This is a genomic window from Acidithrix sp. C25 (genome assembly GCF_904848545.2).
The window spans coordinates 126424-142710 of record NZ_CAJHCI020000006.1 but is presented as its reverse complement, the minus strand read 5'-3'; the positions used below and the strand labels follow the sequence as shown (position 1 = coordinate 142710).

The 16287-nt window shown below is 48.0% G+C and carries 13 protein-coding genes; 3 read left to right on the top strand and 10 right to left on the bottom strand.

Features of this window, described 5'->3' with window-relative positions; all coding sequences use genetic code 11:
* Positions 1-745: 745 nt before the first annotated feature.
* Both ACIDITHRIX25_RS69960 and ACIDITHRIX25_RS69955 read left to right on the top strand, forming a co-directional pair.
* Positions 746-2302 (top strand): aldehyde dehydrogenase family protein, encoded by a 1557-nt coding sequence (locus ACIDITHRIX25_RS69960; RefSeq protein WP_200891137.1) that lies wholly within the window; start codon positions 746-748, stop codon positions 2300-2302.
* 230 nt (positions 2303-2532) lie between these two features.
* The gene (locus ACIDITHRIX25_RS69955) at positions 2533-3192 is read left to right on the top strand and encodes a pyridoxamine 5'-phosphate oxidase family protein (protein ID WP_201732240.1); all 660 of its coding nucleotides are present in this window, start codon (positions 2533-2535) and stop codon (positions 3190-3192) included.
* A 315-nt stretch (positions 3193-3507) separates the two neighbouring features.
* Here ACIDITHRIX25_RS69955 and ACIDITHRIX25_RS69950 read toward each other — a convergent pair whose 3' ends face one another.
* From ACIDITHRIX25_RS69950 to recA, 5 genes are all read right to left on the bottom strand, one after another.
* Entirely contained in the window at positions 3508-3729 is a 222-nt protein-coding gene (locus ACIDITHRIX25_RS69950) for a hypothetical protein (protein WP_201732239.1), read from the bottom strand.
* Positions 3690-4832: an IS1380 family transposase gene (locus ACIDITHRIX25_RS69945; protein WP_201732238.1), complete on the bottom strand. Its 1143-nt coding sequence runs from the start codon at positions 4830-4832 to the stop codon at positions 3690-3692. Before ACIDITHRIX25_RS69945 ends, ACIDITHRIX25_RS69950 begins: the two co-directional genes overlap by 40 nt.
* Positions 4792-5025 carry a hypothetical protein gene (locus ACIDITHRIX25_RS69940; protein ID WP_201732237.1) on the bottom strand — a complete coding sequence of 78 codons (234 nt, stop codon included), beginning with the start codon at positions 5023-5025 and terminating at the stop codon, positions 4792-4794. The genes ACIDITHRIX25_RS69945 and ACIDITHRIX25_RS69940 overlap by 41 nt, the downstream gene beginning before the upstream one ends.
* A 300-nt stretch (positions 5026-5325) precedes the next feature.
* Entirely contained in the window at positions 5326-6795 is a 1470-nt protein-coding gene (miaB, locus tag ACIDITHRIX25_RS69935; RefSeq protein ID WP_201732236.1) for a tRNA (N6-isopentenyl adenosine(37)-C2)-methylthiotransferase MiaB, read from the bottom strand.
* A 637-nt stretch (positions 6796-7432) separates the two neighbouring features.
* A complete protein-coding gene (gene recA / locus ACIDITHRIX25_RS69930; RefSeq protein ID WP_052603880.1) occupies positions 7433-8503 on the bottom strand; it encodes a recombinase RecA in 1071 nt (356 codons plus the stop codon).
* A gap of 582 nt (positions 8504-9085) precedes the next feature.
* Between recA and ACIDITHRIX25_RS69925 the strand changes: the two genes are divergently transcribed.
* Positions 9086-10480 (top strand): NAD(P)/FAD-dependent oxidoreductase, encoded by a 1395-nt coding sequence (locus tag ACIDITHRIX25_RS69925; RefSeq protein WP_201732235.1) that lies wholly within the window; start codon positions 9086-9088, stop codon positions 10478-10480.
* A 35-nt stretch (positions 10481-10515) separates the two neighbouring features.
* On the opposite strand, the gene ACIDITHRIX25_RS69920 is transcribed toward ACIDITHRIX25_RS69925, so the two are convergent.
* The 5 genes from ACIDITHRIX25_RS69920 to ACIDITHRIX25_RS69900 all read right to left on the bottom strand — a co-directional run bounded on the left by ACIDITHRIX25_RS69920 (position 10516) and on the right by ACIDITHRIX25_RS69900 (position 16187).
* Positions 10516-11757, bottom strand: coding sequence for a competence/damage-inducible protein A (locus ACIDITHRIX25_RS69920; protein ID WP_201732234.1), 1242 nt, complete (start codon positions 11755-11757; stop codon positions 10516-10518).
* A 136-nt stretch (positions 11758-11893) separates the two neighbouring features.
* Positions 11894-12454 carry a CDP-alcohol phosphatidyltransferase family protein gene (locus tag ACIDITHRIX25_RS69915; RefSeq protein WP_052603877.1) on the bottom strand — a complete coding sequence of 187 codons (561 nt, stop codon included), beginning with the start codon at positions 12452-12454 and terminating at the stop codon, positions 11894-11896.
* A 7-nt stretch (positions 12455-12461) separates the two neighbouring features.
* Positions 12462-13802, bottom strand: a complete 1341-nt coding sequence (gene rimO, locus ACIDITHRIX25_RS69910; RefSeq protein WP_052603876.1) for a 30S ribosomal protein S12 methylthiotransferase RimO — start codon at positions 13800-13802, stop codon at positions 12462-12464.
* A gap of 9 nt (positions 13803-13811) precedes the next feature.
* Complete coding sequence (gene thrB, locus ACIDITHRIX25_RS69905; protein WP_201732233.1) at positions 13812-14696, bottom strand: homoserine kinase; 885 nt, start codon at positions 14694-14696, stop codon at positions 13812-13814.
* Between the two features lie 204 nt (positions 14697-14900).
* Complete coding sequence (locus ACIDITHRIX25_RS69900; protein WP_201732232.1) at positions 14901-16187, bottom strand: D-alanyl-D-alanine carboxypeptidase family protein; 1287 nt, start codon at positions 16185-16187, stop codon at positions 14901-14903.
* Between the last annotated feature and the right edge of the window lie 100 nt (positions 16188-16287).

Genomic DNA, 16287 nt, shown 5'->3' with positions numbered 1-16287 from the left:
AACGGATAGGATTCAATCTCTTCTAAAGTCAAACTCGTTGACCTATTCACCAGCGAAATAATCTGACTTTTCTGGTGAGTAATGCTAACTGTATTTCCGAATTTGAAGCGTGCTAAGCTAGAGTACTGTGGGCGCGAGTCATCTTATAGCTAGAGATGCTGCTTTTAAATTGGTCATGGGTGTGATGTTTTCGGTCTTGGTGGTCGAACCGCTTTACTTCACCACTAAATACCACGGCAGACCATGAGGCTCTACACTCTCAAGGCGGTTCGCGTCAGTGTTGGCTCATCCTCACTGCTGGGTTGACTAGTCCGTTACGGCCCGTTCGCCTGGGGCCTTTGCTCCACCCTCATTACAAGAGCTTCATCGCTAATGCACCCCAGTCCGCCCCAGTGGTGACATCCGGCACTCTCGTCTTCGCCTTTCGGCCTCGGCGTACTCCCGTTCCCTGAGTTTTGCCACAAGGACAACTAAACGACTGGTTCCTAAGTTCGATAGAAAGCCAGTACTACGCTCATGCCACCTAAACGCCGGACACCGCCTGGCCAGAAACGAGAACGCCCGCCATCTTCATTGTCGCCAGTTCGCGGCAATTCTAGCCGTGGCGTAGAAAACGACGATCTGGCTAGTATTGGCCAATTGCGATGTCGACATTTACAAAAATGCGAAAAAAACTTGTATTGACAAGTTCTCTTTTTCTTGATATGCGGCCTGAAACTTTGTACCTAGCGGAAACAATATAGGTGTGACAATACAAAATCAAGAGAAGTTTATCAAACCAGGTGCAACTTGGAACGAAGTATATGCTCGTGCTAGGGCCGAAGCCCCAGCCGCCTTTGAGAGCGATAGGATCAACAACCTTTGGGACGGCAAGTGGCAACGTATTGGACATCCACACAACGCCATCTCATCGATTGATGCAAGCTCCATAATCGGACCTTCAATGCTGGATGCAGAAGACGCACATCAGGCTCTGATCGCCTGTGTAAAAGACCATCAAAACTGGTCCTTAGTCGATCTAAGCGAACGAAAAGAACGAGTTCGCCGGGCAATCGATAGAATCAAGGCGAACCGTGAACTTCTAGCTCTCCTGCTTGTCTGGGAGATTGGGAAGCCATATCGACAGGCCCTCACCTCGGTGGATCGAACCACCGGAGGAGTGGAATGGTATCTAGACAATATTGATGCCATGATGGCTGGTCGCACCCCACTACCAGGACCAGTCTCCAACATTGCCTCATGGAATTACCCGCTTTCGGTATTAGCACATTCAATGTTTGTGCAGATGTTAGCTGGAAATGCCGTTATCGCAAAGTCTCCTACTGATGGTGGCGTAGCAGCTCTTACCTTGGCGATGCATTACGCCAACGAAGAAGGGCTACCAGTGACTCTGGTCTCTGGCTCTGGCGGACGTCTCAGCCCCGTTTTAGTTCGATCACCCGAAATTGGCTGCCTCGCCTTCGTAGGAGGTAGGGATACTGGAGGACAGATCGCATCGGAACTAGTAAGAGTCGACAAGCGGCACATGCTTGAGCAAGAAGGCCTTAATGCTTGGGGAATTTGGGACTTCTCAGATTGGAAGACGCTTTCGGGTCACATGAAAAAAGGGTTCGAATATGCAAAACAGCGATGCACTGCGTACCCAAGATTTGTCGTACAAAGGTCCCTCTTTGATCAATTCCTAGAGACCTATATTCCCGTTCTCGACTCCCTCACCATCGGAAATCCCCTAGCCGTCTCCAATGTGAACGACCCCTTGCCCGATGTTGACTTCGGCCCCGTAATCAATGCAACCAAAGCGAGAGAACTTGCACTCAAGGTCGAGGAGGCTATGGCAAAAGGAGGTATCCCGCTCTTTCGTGGAGAATTAGCAGAGAGTAGGTTCGTTCCTGGTCAAAACAAGGATGCATATTTTGCCCCAGTTTCCATACTCAACCCACCGAGTTCGTCGGCACTTTATCACTCCGAACCATTCGGACCAGTAGATACAGTAGTTATCGTGGACACGCCAGCTGAGATGCTAAGCGCCATGAACGTCTCCAACGGTGCATTGGTCTCCTCGATTGCCTGTGACAATATCGACCTAGCCAAACGTCTCGCCGAAGAGGTAAATGCATACAAAGTAGGAATCAATCAACCTCGTTCAAGAGGCGACCGCGAAGAGCCCTTTGGCGGCACGGGAGCATCTTGGAAAGGTGCCTTTGTCGGAGGTCAGTACCTAGTACAGGCCGTTACTGAAGGACCGGTTGGCGAACGACTATTTGGAAACTTCCCCGACTACCACCTCTATCCAAACATCTAATAAAACACCAACACAAAACCTTTGAATCAGGTGACTAATCGAAGATTGCGGTATAAAATCCGACTCAGCACAATAGCCACCTGATTCATCGCAGAGCCCCTATGAATCGTTTGGTTCTCGAAGGAGATACCACTTCGCCATAACTTTGATGGGCACTATAAAGTTTCAGTGACTTGCCAGTGAAACGGCGACTAACATCAATTTTGCAATCTAATTTTTGGAGCAAATAAATGGATTCACCACTCGATCTAGGAGCTAAACGAAATCCATTTGCATTCCGTCGTAACTTAAATCAGACAAGTTATGACCAAAATGCCATATACCAATTCATAGATCAATACGCGACCTGCACCATTGGCGTAGAAATTGACGGCACCGTCCAAATGGTTCCAACACTCTATGCAAGAGTTGGTGACACGATCCTACTCCATGGATCTAGAGCGTCATCAATCATTCGTGCATCTCTAAAAAACCAAAAGATTACAATTCTGATCAATGCCACCTCTGCGTTAGTATTACCAGACTCCATCTTTGATCACACAATGGACTACAAAAGTGTACTAATCGCAGGCTCGCCTAAAGAGATAGTAAATTCTGCTCTAAAGCTAAAGGCACTAAAACAACTGACGGATTTCATCCTCCCTGGCCGCTGGGATCAAGTGCGAGCACCCAACGAAAAGGAGATGCGACAAACCGTAATTATCGAGGTAGCAATCGAGGATGCTCTATTGAAATTCTCAAAAACTGAACTCTCACAACTGGAATCTAAAACAACTTGGACCGCAAAGATCAATCTAGGCAACCGAAGCTTCGATGTACAAAACGCACCTTCGCCAGCACCTTCGCCAGCAACGGACCCAGCTAAGATCGCTGAAAAGTTCCTTCGATAATCAACACTTGGCGCTATTACCCCCTGGAATTAATAAAATCCGCCATCGCTCCTAAGCCTGAATCCACAGAATTGGACCAGCTTGAGCCCTTCGGTGTGAATCCAAGTCGGTTTTTCGGAACTGATTTAGGTTTGACGGAGGGTCTATGACTCGTAACTGGTTTCAGAGTGCCAAATATGACCTATTCCCTTTGTGGTTGAGCCTTTTTGGTCATTTTTGAGATTCTGAAATCTCATTTTGGGTATAGCGACCTAATCCCTTGTCTTCTAGAGCAGTTGTTTCAAGTAATATTCAGTGTGTTAGGTAACCAGATGTTCAGGTGATGGCGATCTCAAACTTTCTGATCCGATCAAGAGCCTCTAAGAACTTATCCTTATGGTGCCAGTGTTCTTCAAGATGCAGTATTACTTTTCTAGCTGAACGAGTGATATGTCCTGCGATCTGAAAGTAACACCGTCGAAGCTTTGGTGTGGTTATTACAGTTTCTGTAATAGCACCTATTCGTGCAGTGAACCGTGCCAGGTTGTGCAGTTGCACCGTGCCAGGTTGTGCAGTTGCACCGTGCCAGGTTGTGCAGTTGCACCGTGCCAGGTTGTGCAGTTGCACCGTGCCAGGTTGTGCAGTTGCACCGTGCCAGGTTGTGCAGTTGCACCGCGCCAGGTTGTGCAGTTGCACCGCGCCAGGTTGTGTGCAATTGCACCAATGGCTAACCAGACCAGAGCCAACCAAACGGCATTAGCGTTCTTGTATCGGGATGGAACATGATTCCACCTAGAACCTCCTTTGAGATCCTTGATGACTAGTTCGATCTGGGCATGTGCTCGGTGATCAGCCTCAAGGAAAAGCGTTTCGCCTTGTCGATCGGTAATAAATGCGTGATAGTCATAGTCACTAAATAGTGCCAGCTGAGACCCTGGAGTAGGCTTGACCCTTCGTACGATAAGACGAACGTCTTGTCTATCTCTTGCAAATGCGCGATATTTCACTTCTGCTACATCAGCTCCACCTTCAAGCCAGTAGACAATTGAAGTCCAGGCATCCTCTTGGATATCGGAGATGATACCTTTTAGTCTCTTGGACATCCGTGTTGTAATGCAAATGCGAACATCACCCGCACTAGCTGCGTCTCTAACGGCTCTTGAGAAGAACCCAGAGTCAAAACGCATGGTTATTTCACCAGTTGCTCCAGCGGCTCTGGCATTGTTGATTACCTGGGTTACAAACTCCCCGGCACCACGAGCGGTATTGGCGTTGCCTTCACGTGTCACTATTCCAAGAATGTCACCTGTTTTACCAACTGCTGCTAGGTGTGGGTTATATCCCCTTACTTTGGTATAACCAAAGTAAGCTCCTTCTTTTTTGTTTCCATATACCTGACATATTGTGGAATCAACATCAATGGTGAGTGACTCATCACCTGGACCTGCTCCAGCTAGCCAGGCTCGTTTTAGCAACAAAGCTGCAACTCGTTCAACATCTGCGATGTCGCTGGTCTCAAAACTACGCAAGAAGACACCAAACCTAGATGGTGCTGGCATTATCTGACCAAGAATCACTTGTGCATTTGGGCTTTCAAGGATTGCAGTGTCATCAATGCAATCACCACCGGCCAAGATAGATGCGATGCAAGATAGATGCAATGATAGCCATAGCTTTTCTGCCAACATCTACTCGTCCAGGACGATCCTCGAGGTCAATGTGTAAATCAAAGAGATCCCTAAGGCCAAGTCTCTCAGCAAGGGTGATAGGGAGTATTAACCCACTGTTGGAAACTGCGTTCGAATCGTCAAAGGTGACTATCAAACACTCTAAAGCACTAGTAGATGCTCGCATCTAAAAGGTGCTCCTTGAACTGATGGATTTGAAGTGTCTTCAAACATCATTCTACCAGTTCAGAGCACCTTTTCTATGCCAAAATCAAAGTTGAGCGGCTAAATTTTCGGTGGATCCAGGCTAAGACTAAAATCGATTATGTGACTCAACCCTAAAATCACTAAGCTCGAGCTAAGCAGGTATATAAACATTGCCTACGAGCGAACAATTGCCCTTTGGTCCAAGTTCGCCAAACAAATCCCTAAGCTAACCTACCTCGAGCATCAACCTCAAAATAAGAACCAACTCCAGAGAGCGAATTCAATAAGCCGCTACCTGCAACTTTCTTCGATGCCTCGGAGAACGCACCACGTTCAGCAATCTTCCCCTTAGGAAATATGGCGTAGCTGAAGTAATCTCCACTTCCACATAAGAACCCACGCCCAACCGCTCAGCACTGTTGAATTGCGGTTCCTTGTTGAAGTGCACCAACTTATTCTGTGCAGTTCTTCCACTCATATGATCTGGATTCTTCTTACTCGGCCCTTCGACCAAGACCTCCTCAACCCTACCAATGCGAGCCTCGTGCCGGGCCAGAGCGCTTCGCTCAATCACAACCTTAAGACGATCGAAACGATCAGAGATCACCTCCGGAGCTATGAAGCGATCCACCATGGCAGCGGCCTCGGTTCCAGGTCGAGGAGAGTAGATAAAGGTATAGGCTCCGTCATATTGTGCACTCGCCGCCACCTCCAATGTGGCCTCGAAGTCCTCTTCGGTTTCACCGGGAAAGCCGACGATAATATCTGTAGTAACAGCTAAGTCGTCAATACCAAGGCGTGCATCACGGAGTTTCTCTAGGTAGCGCTCTGCGCTATATCCACGGTGCATGAGAGCAAGAATCCGATCGGACCCCGATTGAAGAGGAAAATGCAGGTGGTTCATTATCTCTTTAGTCGAGGCCATTGCCTCAATTGTCTCGGGCCTCAAATCCTTTGGATGAGGGGAGGTAAAGCGAACTCGAGAAATGCCGTCTATTTGAGCTACCTCTCGCATAAGGTCGCCAAAGAGCGGCCGTAGCCTTGCCCCTTCCTCACTTAGATATTGTTCACCAACGATCTTAGAATCAAAGACTCCACTGCGCCGTGCGTCAACCGTAAGGTCACGACCATACGAATTTACATTCTGCCCCAAGAGCGTTATCTCGGTAACTCCATCTTGAGCTAGTTGTCGAACTTCACCAAGGAGTTCACCAAAGGGACGAGAGATCTCTTTACCGCGAACTTGCGGGACTATGCAAAAGGCGCAGTTATTATCGCATCCAATTTGCACGGTCACATAAGCCGAATAGGGAAGACTCAATCGAGGACCCGGCGACGAAAAGAACTCTTGATCTAAGATCGACTCCTCAAGGATCTCCACTATTGGCCCTTTGGTAGAAGTCTCCTCCAGAAGTGTTGCTACCCTTGAAACATTGTGGGTACCCACCACCAAATCTACCCAGGGAGCACGCTTGCGGATAAGATCGCGATCCTTCTGGGCCAGACAACCGGCCACTACAATCTTGAAATCCTCTCGCTCGTCCTTGATAGCCTTTAAATGCCCTAGGTTTCCATAGAGCTTGGTGTCAGCATTCTCTCGGATACAACAAGTATTTAGAACCACTACATCGGCCGTGAGGGCATTATCGCTCGAGACATAACCATCGCGAATCAAAAGATTAGATATTCGCTCTGAATCATGCTCATTCATCTGACAACCAAATGTCCTAACAAAAAAACTTTTCTCCACGACTTATAGCCTATCAACCAATGCTCGATTGTCTTTTTGAGATTACCCAGAGTGAGATCAAGTTAAACCTCGCATGGTTGTCCAATGCCAACCCAGACTCCGACAACTTCCGCGAGACCCATAAAACGCGAACCTCATTTAAATGATTTGCCCCTGAAGTATTGATATGCACACTAAATCATAAAATGAAATATTTATAAAAAGTGCTAACAACAAAAGTGCCAAAGGCACCTCGAGGAAAATCATAAAAAAAGGGGTGGGTGAATTCGCTAAGTTCATGAGGGTAAAGGCGATCGACCAAGTGATCGACACACACCAAACCTAAGCCAACCCAAAGCTACCGGATATTAATGGTCTGGTTGCAATTTGGGCACAACTAAAACCTTGATGAAAGAGCATTCTGGCTGTTCACAAAAGTGAACAGCCAGAATGCTCCAAATGCGCACGGGGAGTGCTGTATAAAAAGTGCCGTATAAAGCTGATTACTAGGCTCACTAACAGTGCAGCGATAACCTTCCGCACCCACCCCGTTAGGGCGTTAGTACCATTCCTATTGCCTTTGAATAGATATAATCAAAGAGCAGCCTAAATCAAATTTCATAGAAACCGCAAAAAAGCGAATTTCATCGAGAAAGAATCACTCGTCTAAATAGATCGGCTCGTCGTCTTCCTCTGTAAATTCCGCCTTATGATCCACGACGACGACAGCTCTAATCTTCTCATCAAGCTCGGCCATCAAAACTGGGTTTGACTCGATATAGGACTTCACGTTCTCACGCCCCTGACCTAGCTGCTCGCCCTCATAGGTATACCATGCGCCAGCCTTCTTTATCAATCCCAGGTCCACTCCCACATCAAGGAGCGACCCCTCCCTTGAGATGCCCTTACCATACATAATGTCAAACTCTGCTTGTTGGAAAGGCGGGGCTACCTTATTTTTAACAACCTTGACACGGGTACGATTACCTACAATATCGGCGCCATCTTTAATCTGATCGATACGCCTAATATCCAATCGGACTGAAGCGTAAAACTTCAGAGCCCTTCCACCTGGAGTCACCTCCGGAGATCCGTACATAACGCCGATCTTTTCACGAAGTTGGTTGATAAAGACAGCAATTGTGTTAGAACGATTCAAGTTAGCTGTCAACTTACGAAGTGCTTGAGACATCAGCCGAGCTTGCAACCCTACGTGAGAGTCACCCATCTCCCCTTCAATTTCGGCACGAGGCGTAAGTGCTGCCACAGAGTCAATGATGAGAACGTCCAAGGCACCTGATCGAACTAGGGTATCAGCGATCTCTAGGGCCTGTTCTCCGGTATCAGGCTGCGAGATCAAAAGGGCATCGATATCCACCCCGATAGCCTTAGCGTAGACTGGATCCAGCGCATGCTCAGCGTCCACGTAAGCGCAAATACCACCCGTACGCTGAGCTTCTGCAACTACGTGTAGCGCCAGTGTTGATTTACCTGAGGACTCTGGGCCAAAGATCTCCACTACCCTACCTCGAGGTAGGCCACCAACGCCAAGAGCAAGATCAAGTGCCATAGCCCCGGTGGAGATGGATTCTATTGCCATCTTAGGAGCCGCGCCCATCCGCATAATTGAGCCTTTGCCGAATTGACGCTCTATCTGGCCTATCGCCATCTCGAGGGCTTTATTTTTGTCCATTCCCTCGCTACTCTGCTTTGGAACTCTTGCGGCCATTTTATCTCCTCTTACTTTCTTTTCAAATTGATCTGCACCACGGACTTTTCTTCCGGGACGAAACTTATCAGTTCAAAGTAACAACGAACTTCAATTGTGTAGTTTAAAAACCTAAGGTACTAGATTAGCACGAATAAGAACATATGTTCGATAGCAGAGAGTTATTTCTAATTGAGTATAGGATATATCTATATCTTTCATTGGAGGTGAGATACTCTCTTTTTCAACCTTGGCTTTAGTATTACCGGCTTTCCCAAAACCGATATTGCTTCGATAGCAGATGACAAACAGAAATAGAGAGAACCAAGGGCGCAGCTTTTAGGTTTTCACCTTTTAGCTTTCCACATTGCCCGACCATAATATGCACAATAGACGACTTCCTACAGCCAAAGCGAATCTTGGGTCAAGTAGCTATTGCATAAGCATCTTTATCGAAATCTCATAAGAGACCGCCGACCTAACTCAAGATCGATCACACGATCACTGCAATCGCCTACGACCTATCAGTTCAATCAGATTCGCCGCGAATTCATCACTTGAAATGACTATTCAAAGGACGCACAAAAGATGCATAGATCCCCAATGAACAATAGATTCACACAATCGCTATCAAAGACCCTACATCGGCCATTCTGGATAGACAACCAAGGGCCGAAAGAATACTCCTCGCCTAGATTGACGACCTCAATCAGGGTTGACCTAGCAATCATAGGAGGTGGCTTTAGCGGCCTTTGGAGTGCAATTTTAGCAAAAGAGGCCAACCCCGCAATTAGAGTCGCAGTTTTAGAGGCGCAAAGTATTGGAAGTGGCGCAAGTGGACGAAATGGAGGCTTTGTCCAACACAGCCTCACACACGGCCTAGAGCAGGGACAATCGCAATTTAACGACGAACTCTATGATCTAGAAAAGTTAGGGGTTGAGAACTTCCTAGCCATTGGCAAATTCATCGAGAACAACTCCATCGAGTGTGACTACCAAGTAGTTGGATCATTGGAATTTGCCACTAGAAAAGATCAGGACCTCAAAGAGACAGTGGACCTTCGCAACCGATATGGTCAAAATGCGAAGCTCCTTAGTGCCAAAGATGCAAAATCAATGATCAATGTCACTGGCTATCAAGAGGCGATCTTCAACCCGAAGCTAACCGCAATCGTTGATCCATATCGCCTTAGCATCGGACTCTACAACCATGCAATAGAGCTCGGTATCGAATTCTTTGAAAATACGCCAGTCACTTCGCTACGAGCTAGGGGTAGTGGCCTGCATCTGCAAAGTGACTTTGGGGAGGTTATCTCATCCAAAGCAATTCTGGCCACCAATGTGGCGACCTCGTTGAACCCTCAGATTCGCCGTTACATTCTGCCCGTTTACGACTATGTTCTAATGACCGAACCATTAGAGAGGGCACAACTAGAAGAGATTAAGTGGGAAGGACGATGGGGACTTTCAGATATCGCCAATCAATTTCACTACTGCCGCCTCACGTCTGACAATCGCATACTTTGGGGCGGATACGACGCGATCTACCACTACGGAGGCAGACTTGACGCTGGTTATGAATGGAGGCCAAAGACATACGAGAAGTTGGCCAACCAATTCTTCGTGACATTTCCCAACTTGGAGGGGATTGGATTTAGCCACGCCTGGTCCGGAGCCATAGACACCTGCACTAGATTTTCCCCATTTTTCGGTACCATATTCGATAAAAAAGTTGCATATTCAACCGGCTACACCGGCCTTGGAGTAGCAGCTACTCGCTTTGGCGCACAGGTCACCAATGACCTTTTATTCAACCCAAACTCAAAGCTACTCTGCCTAAAATATACGAAATCAAAGCCAAGAATCTTGCCCCCTGAACCCTTTAGGTACGCAGCGGTCCAGGTCACACGCCATGCTCTTGCCAGAGAAGACCTCACTGCCAAAGAGGGGCTGTGGCTCAGAACAACCAGAGCCCTAGGCTATGGATTTGACTCGTAACCAAATAGACATCTATTAAGTACTCAAAGGAGTGGCTACCCTTTGAGTATCCGACGACGAAGCAGATCCAAACCCGAGATTGTTGAGAACTGTCGAATTCGCTCGCGATCCCCCGGCAGTTTTAGCTCATGGGCAAAAGGAGCTCCATCACCAAGGTCAACCCCAACAAAGACAGTTCCTACGGCATGATCTCCAACGCCCTCCGGTCCCCCAACTCCACTAAAAGCTAAGCCGACGTCACTTTTGATCGCCGATCGAACCCCAATCGCCATCTCTATCACGGCCTGGGCGGTTATCACATCGTCGGCTACTACTCCCAATAGGGTTCGCTTTACCTCGGTGTCATAGCTCACAACACCTCCCCTAAACCACCGCGATGCTCCTGGAACCGCAACGATACGAGATGCCACTAAACCTCCAGTTACAGACTCCGCAACAGCCAAGGTGAGAGATCTCTCTAAAAGTAACTCACCGACAGCGGCCTCCATGGTGGTATCGTCATAGCCAAAGACATGGTCGCCAACGACTTCAAGAACCTTTGCCTCGTATCGGCTTATCACCTGACTTGCCGCCTCTTTGGTATCAGCCCGGGCACTAAGGCGAACCTTTATACCCTCAATGCCGCTGGCCAAAAAGGCCAATGTGATCGGAGCCTTAGTTGAGTCGATCTCTTGAAAAAGCGGATCAAGGCGTTCAGCTAATGCCGACTCTGAGAGACCCCAACATCGAATCACACGAGAGACGATGCTTGCTTTGTCACCTTGGCGCTCCAAAAGATCAGGGATAATAGCACGATCTAACATCTCAGATAGTTCGTATGGAACTCCAGGTGCTGCATAGATTACTTTTCTACCTACAGGTGCTATCAGTCCAGGTGCGGTACCTCGCACTTGAGTTATGGCACTAGCTCCGACAGGGACCATGGCTTGGAGTAGGTTATTCTGAGACATCGTCCGTCCCCTAGACGAAAAGATCGCCTTGATAGACTCAGCAATATCTTCATGCATCTCAAGGGGAACACCCATAACGCCAGCGATAGCCTCCCTGGTTATATCGTCCTGGGTTGGCCCAAGCCCACCACAGACAATAACCGCATCACTTCGAGAAAGGGCGTCACGAAGGACAAGCTTGATACGCTCTAGGTTATCTCCCACCTTGGCTTGAAAGAAACAGTCCAAACCAACATCCGCGAGCCTTTGCGAGATCATAGTTGAATTCGTATCAACAATTTGACCCAACAGCAACTCAGTTCCAACCGCAACGATCTCTACGCGCAACTTTGCTACTTTCTTTAGAAAACAAAAACCTTAGAGACCTAGCCACAAACCAAAAGGCTGATCGCCTTTACATTTGGCAACTCATAGCTCTATTGGATCACAATGAAAAAAAAATGCAAACGACTCCAGATTATCTCTAAAGTGCCCTAGGCGCAGGGTGAGATCCATCGATGAAATAAAAATAACCTGAGACCAATGCTAGAACTGCTGCAATCCAAATCAAAGAGACCGAAAGAGGACCACGCAATCCACCGATTCCTGGAGTGACTATGACAAAGATCGCCAATAGCTGTGCCACAGTCTTAGCCTTGCCCAATGGCCGAGCTGGTACGGATACTCCTCGCCGACCCAGGTGTGCGCGGTAATACGACATAGCAACCTCCCGAACGGCCATCACTGCTATCGGCAACCACCAAGCATATCCCTTAGCAACAATTGCAAAGAAGACGCCAAAGACCAATATCTTGTCTGCCAATGGGTCTAAAAAAGCGCCAGATCGAGTGGTACCTTGACGTCGTGCCAACCATCCGTCAGCACCGTCTGTCACCGAGACAAAGACCCACAGCAGAGCAACTAAAACGGAAGGCCCCTTATGAATAAATAATATTGCTATGACTGGGGTGAATGCGACCCTAACCGCGGTAATGATATTAGCCGGAGTCGCAATTGCGCTAGGTCCAAATGTGTAGCTCGACACCTCTAAACTATCTCCCGCTCTCCTTGTCCGAAACAACCTCAACTGGCTCACCAACAAGGTCTAACCCGATACAATCTAGGATTTTCACCAATTGTAAAGAGCCTACCTTAAGATTTGATGGAACGACGATCAGACCATCAATCTCAGGCGACTCCATATATGAGCGACCAACCCCTTTACTCTGGACCACGACCTCAAGCTGGCGTCCAATATGAGAGCGTCGCCTAAGGGCCGTGATCGCCTCCTGAGCTTGGGATACCTGTGCGAGTCGATCTACTATAACCTCACTTGGGATTTGGCCCTCTAAGGAGTCAGCATAGGTCCCTTGCTCTTTGGAATAGCCAAAAAATCCAACCCAGTCCAGCTGGGCAGCCTCAATAAATTCAAGCAATTCGTCGTGATCATCCTCAGTCTCACCAGGATATCCGATGATAAAATTGCTTCGAAAGACTGCACTTGGGTAAAGCTCGCGAATCCTTCTAATCTTCTCTAAAAACTCAGAACCAGATCCCGGTCGACGCATTTGTCTCAAAAGCGTCTTTGAAACATGTTGTAGAGAAAGATCAAAATAATTTACTCTAGATGAACCTATCAAATCAATAAGCTCAGAGTTCAGCTGACTCGGATAGAGGTACAAAAGGCGAACCCATTCTATCTTATCCATCAACTCCCGAACCAGTTCAACCAACCGAGCGCTGCCGTATAGATCCCTGCCATAACTAGCCAAATCCTGAGCGATAACGATAATCTCTGGAGAAGCTAAAGTCTCAGCCTCCGCTACCAAGTCATCAAAGTCTCGGCTTTGTTGCTTGCCTCGAAAAGATGGAATTGCGCAAAATCCACACTTGCGGTCACAACCCTCAGCTACTTTGAGGTATGAAAAAGGGCTATTGCTAGGACCAATTGGCAGATTCAATAGGTCAAAGGAGCGATCGAGATCCATCGATGGCGCCCCTTTGCGTCTAGTCTTTGAGATCTTAATAGAAGAGCCCTCTATGCCAGAGGTCTCGTGATGCATAAATTCCTCGCCAAAGCCAACTATTAGATCAACCTCTGGAAGAGCGTCAGTCAATTCCTGCCTGTAGCGCTCTGCCATGCAACCGGTCACAACGATCTTGGCCTCTTTTGCCTTATCTTCTAGGGCATCTAAGATCACTGAGATAGATTCCGCCCTCGCAGCCTCTATAAAGGCACAAGTATTTATCACAACCATGGATGCATCCTTGATTGTCTTGGCGCTTTCGTAACCCAAACCTTGAGCTCGAAAGTGCAACTTCTGAGAATCTACCTCATTCTTAGCGCAACCGAGTGTCTCGATCCAGATGCTCTCATTTACCTTCTTTGTCATAAATCGCCCTTAGCTTCGATCGTCGAGATCATCTGGATCGTCAAGATCCTCCAAAAAACAGATTCCCTCGGTATCTATCGCTACGTCAAACACCTCAGCCGCAACATTCGCCGAAGCTAGTTCATCACGGATCGTCGAGATAGAGGTTGCAATGTCATATCGATCGAATAGCCCAATCATTGAACTTCCCGCGCCGGACCAGGTGGCGAGAAGTGCACCGTTATCGCCAAGTATCTCTTTGATGGTAATCGCCCCAGGGAATATAACCTCACGATATGGTTCGTGCAACTTATCCTCTCCAAATTCAAATCGCATCGCCTCAATATTTGCTAGACCGCCCATCAGCAAAGCCATACGCCCTAGATTAAAGACGGCGTCACCAAAGGCAATGGATTTAGGAAGAACTGCTCTAGCATCTTTAGTAGGTATCTCAATCTCTGGAACCACAATAATGACCCCGTACCGGGGATCAATAGGAATGGAGATAGCCTCCCAAGAGTCTCCAACCCTGCTCCCTGCTACCAACCCACCAAAGTAACTAGCCGCTGCGTTCTCACAGTGACCATCAAAATCACTGCCAACTACAAAAGCATCATAGGCTCCACAGGCTCCTGCAACAGCAACAGACAGTGCTGCCGACGAACCTAAACCTCGAGCCAGGGGAATCTGAGAATCAATCTCTATAGAAACATTGCTATGGCCTAGAACTTCTTGAGCAACAACCGCCGCCAAATGGCTTGCATTGTTTGGCACATCACAACCAAAGCCACTAGAGACTATAGAAAGGCTCTCTGCTTCGTTCACTTCTACCGTTACATAGATCGACAGTGCCAACCCAAGAACATCAAAACCTGGACCCAAATTGGCACTCGAAGCCGGTACCCTTACCTTCATGAAAAATCAACCTCTTGACCTAGGAAACTCAATATGTGGGCCAATCCTTACTTAGTTAATAGCCCATATTTACCTAAAGAGGGCTAGCTGTTGATGAAGATAGGATCGCGATTTGAAAGAAACTGGAAAAGATACGATGTCTACTTAGCCATCACATTGAAGAAAATCATAACTGATAATATCTGCCGACCGCCACAACGTCCCCTAAAGTCTTCGCAATCTCCAAGCTATTGTAGGGGCCTTTACGCTACCGTTGACAATGAGATTTACACTAGCGCTCTCCGAACCGATTGTCGCGGTCAAGGTCCCAACCTTGAAGCCACTACCAAAGGAGGAGGGCAAATTCTTCAACGTTTGGACCCTGTATCGAACTGTCAGTCCGGGCCATCCAACCAATGATATTGAGGCGGCGGTAACGACTGAAACCGCGCTCTGTCCCGGGGCCGAGATCGAACCGACAATCGCACCCTGGTTGATAACTTTGATATTCTTGGGAATCTTCCGAAAAGAATCAAGCAATGCTTTTCCTGCAGATAGCGCGGTAGGAAGCGGGGTGTAGCCCTGTTGTCCCAAGATCACACCAATTACCTGAGGATTCGAACTAACACTTCGAGGCAGGGCGGGGTTCGCTGGAAGTGTAGTGGTTCCAGAAAATACAAAGTTACCACCCGCTGGCGTGGAGCCTGTCTTTACTCCAGTGATATTGTCGTGGCCCACAAGTCCATTCACATTATAGACGACTCCAGCTACCGGTAGAGTAGCCTGGGGCATCGCCACAATCTGAGCCAAGACCGGATTGGCTAGTAGAGCTTGAGCCGCACGAAGTTGATCCGGAGCGGTACCTGCTGTATTGGAATCCAATCCACTCGGATCGACGTACTTCGAATTCTTCATGCCCAACGAGGCAGCCATCTGATTCATCTTCTGAGTAAAGGCACTTATAGAGCCGGCATCCCACTGAGCCAAAAGGCTAGCCACATTATCAGCAGAAGGAATCAAGAGCGCTTCAAGCGCCTGATACTCCGTTAGAACTTCACCAGAAACGACAGCCATCACCGAATCCTGAGCGGCAAGCATGGATTGATAGTTGCTCACATCGCCTGGAGCTACAGTAAGATTGGGCCCCTGGGCGCCCACAGCGAGAGGGTGATCATGGATGATAACCAAGGCTGTGATTATCTTAGCCACCGAAGCCAACCCTATCGGAGTCTTTGTCCCGTGATTTCCAACACTGCCCACTCCTTCCAATCCAACGTCTGCCGCGCCTTGAGATGGCCATGTAAGAGTTGGAGCGGGGCCCGCGATAGCCTGGCTGGAGGAGATCGATGTCGTTAATTTTGGTTGGGGAGGCGTCCTAAGAAGCTGAAACGCCCCTAGGGCACCAACTAAAACCAAGATCACAAGCAGCCCAATTAGTAATCTCTTAGCTCCCCTGGCACGATCTCTTCGATAATAGCCGTAACCTCCGCCTGATGTTTTAGCACGAGGCACCCATGAATCGTTTCTACCCAACTACCGAATCCCATCTAAATTAAAAAAATAAAAAATTCAATTGAAAAGGTCGTCCTACGAACCGCTACAAATTGAACTT

Bases quoted from the DNA above. Each gene is read 5' to 3' on its own strand.
- ACIDITHRIX25_RS69955 (WP_201732240.1), top strand. From the start codon at position 2,533: ATGGATTCACCACTCGATCTAGGAGCTAAACGAAATCCATTTGCATTC.
- ACIDITHRIX25_RS69940 (WP_201732237.1), bottom strand. From the start codon at position 5,025: ATGCGAGCATCTACTAGTGCTTTAGAGTGTTTGATAGTCACCTTTGAC.
- recA (WP_052603880.1), bottom strand. From the start codon at position 8,503: ATGGCCGCAAGAGTTCCAAAGCAGAGTAGCGAGGGAATGGACAAAAAT.
- ACIDITHRIX25_RS69925 (WP_201732235.1), top strand. From the start codon at position 9,086: ATGAACAATAGATTCACACAATCGCTATCAAAGACCCTACATCGGCCA.
- rimO (WP_052603876.1), bottom strand. From the start codon at position 13,802: ATGACAAAGAAGGTAAATGAGAGCATCTGGATCGAGACACTCGGTTGC.
- thrB (WP_201732233.1), bottom strand. From the start codon at position 14,696: ATGAAGGTAAGGGTACCGGCTTCGAGTGCCAATTTGGGTCCAGGTTTT.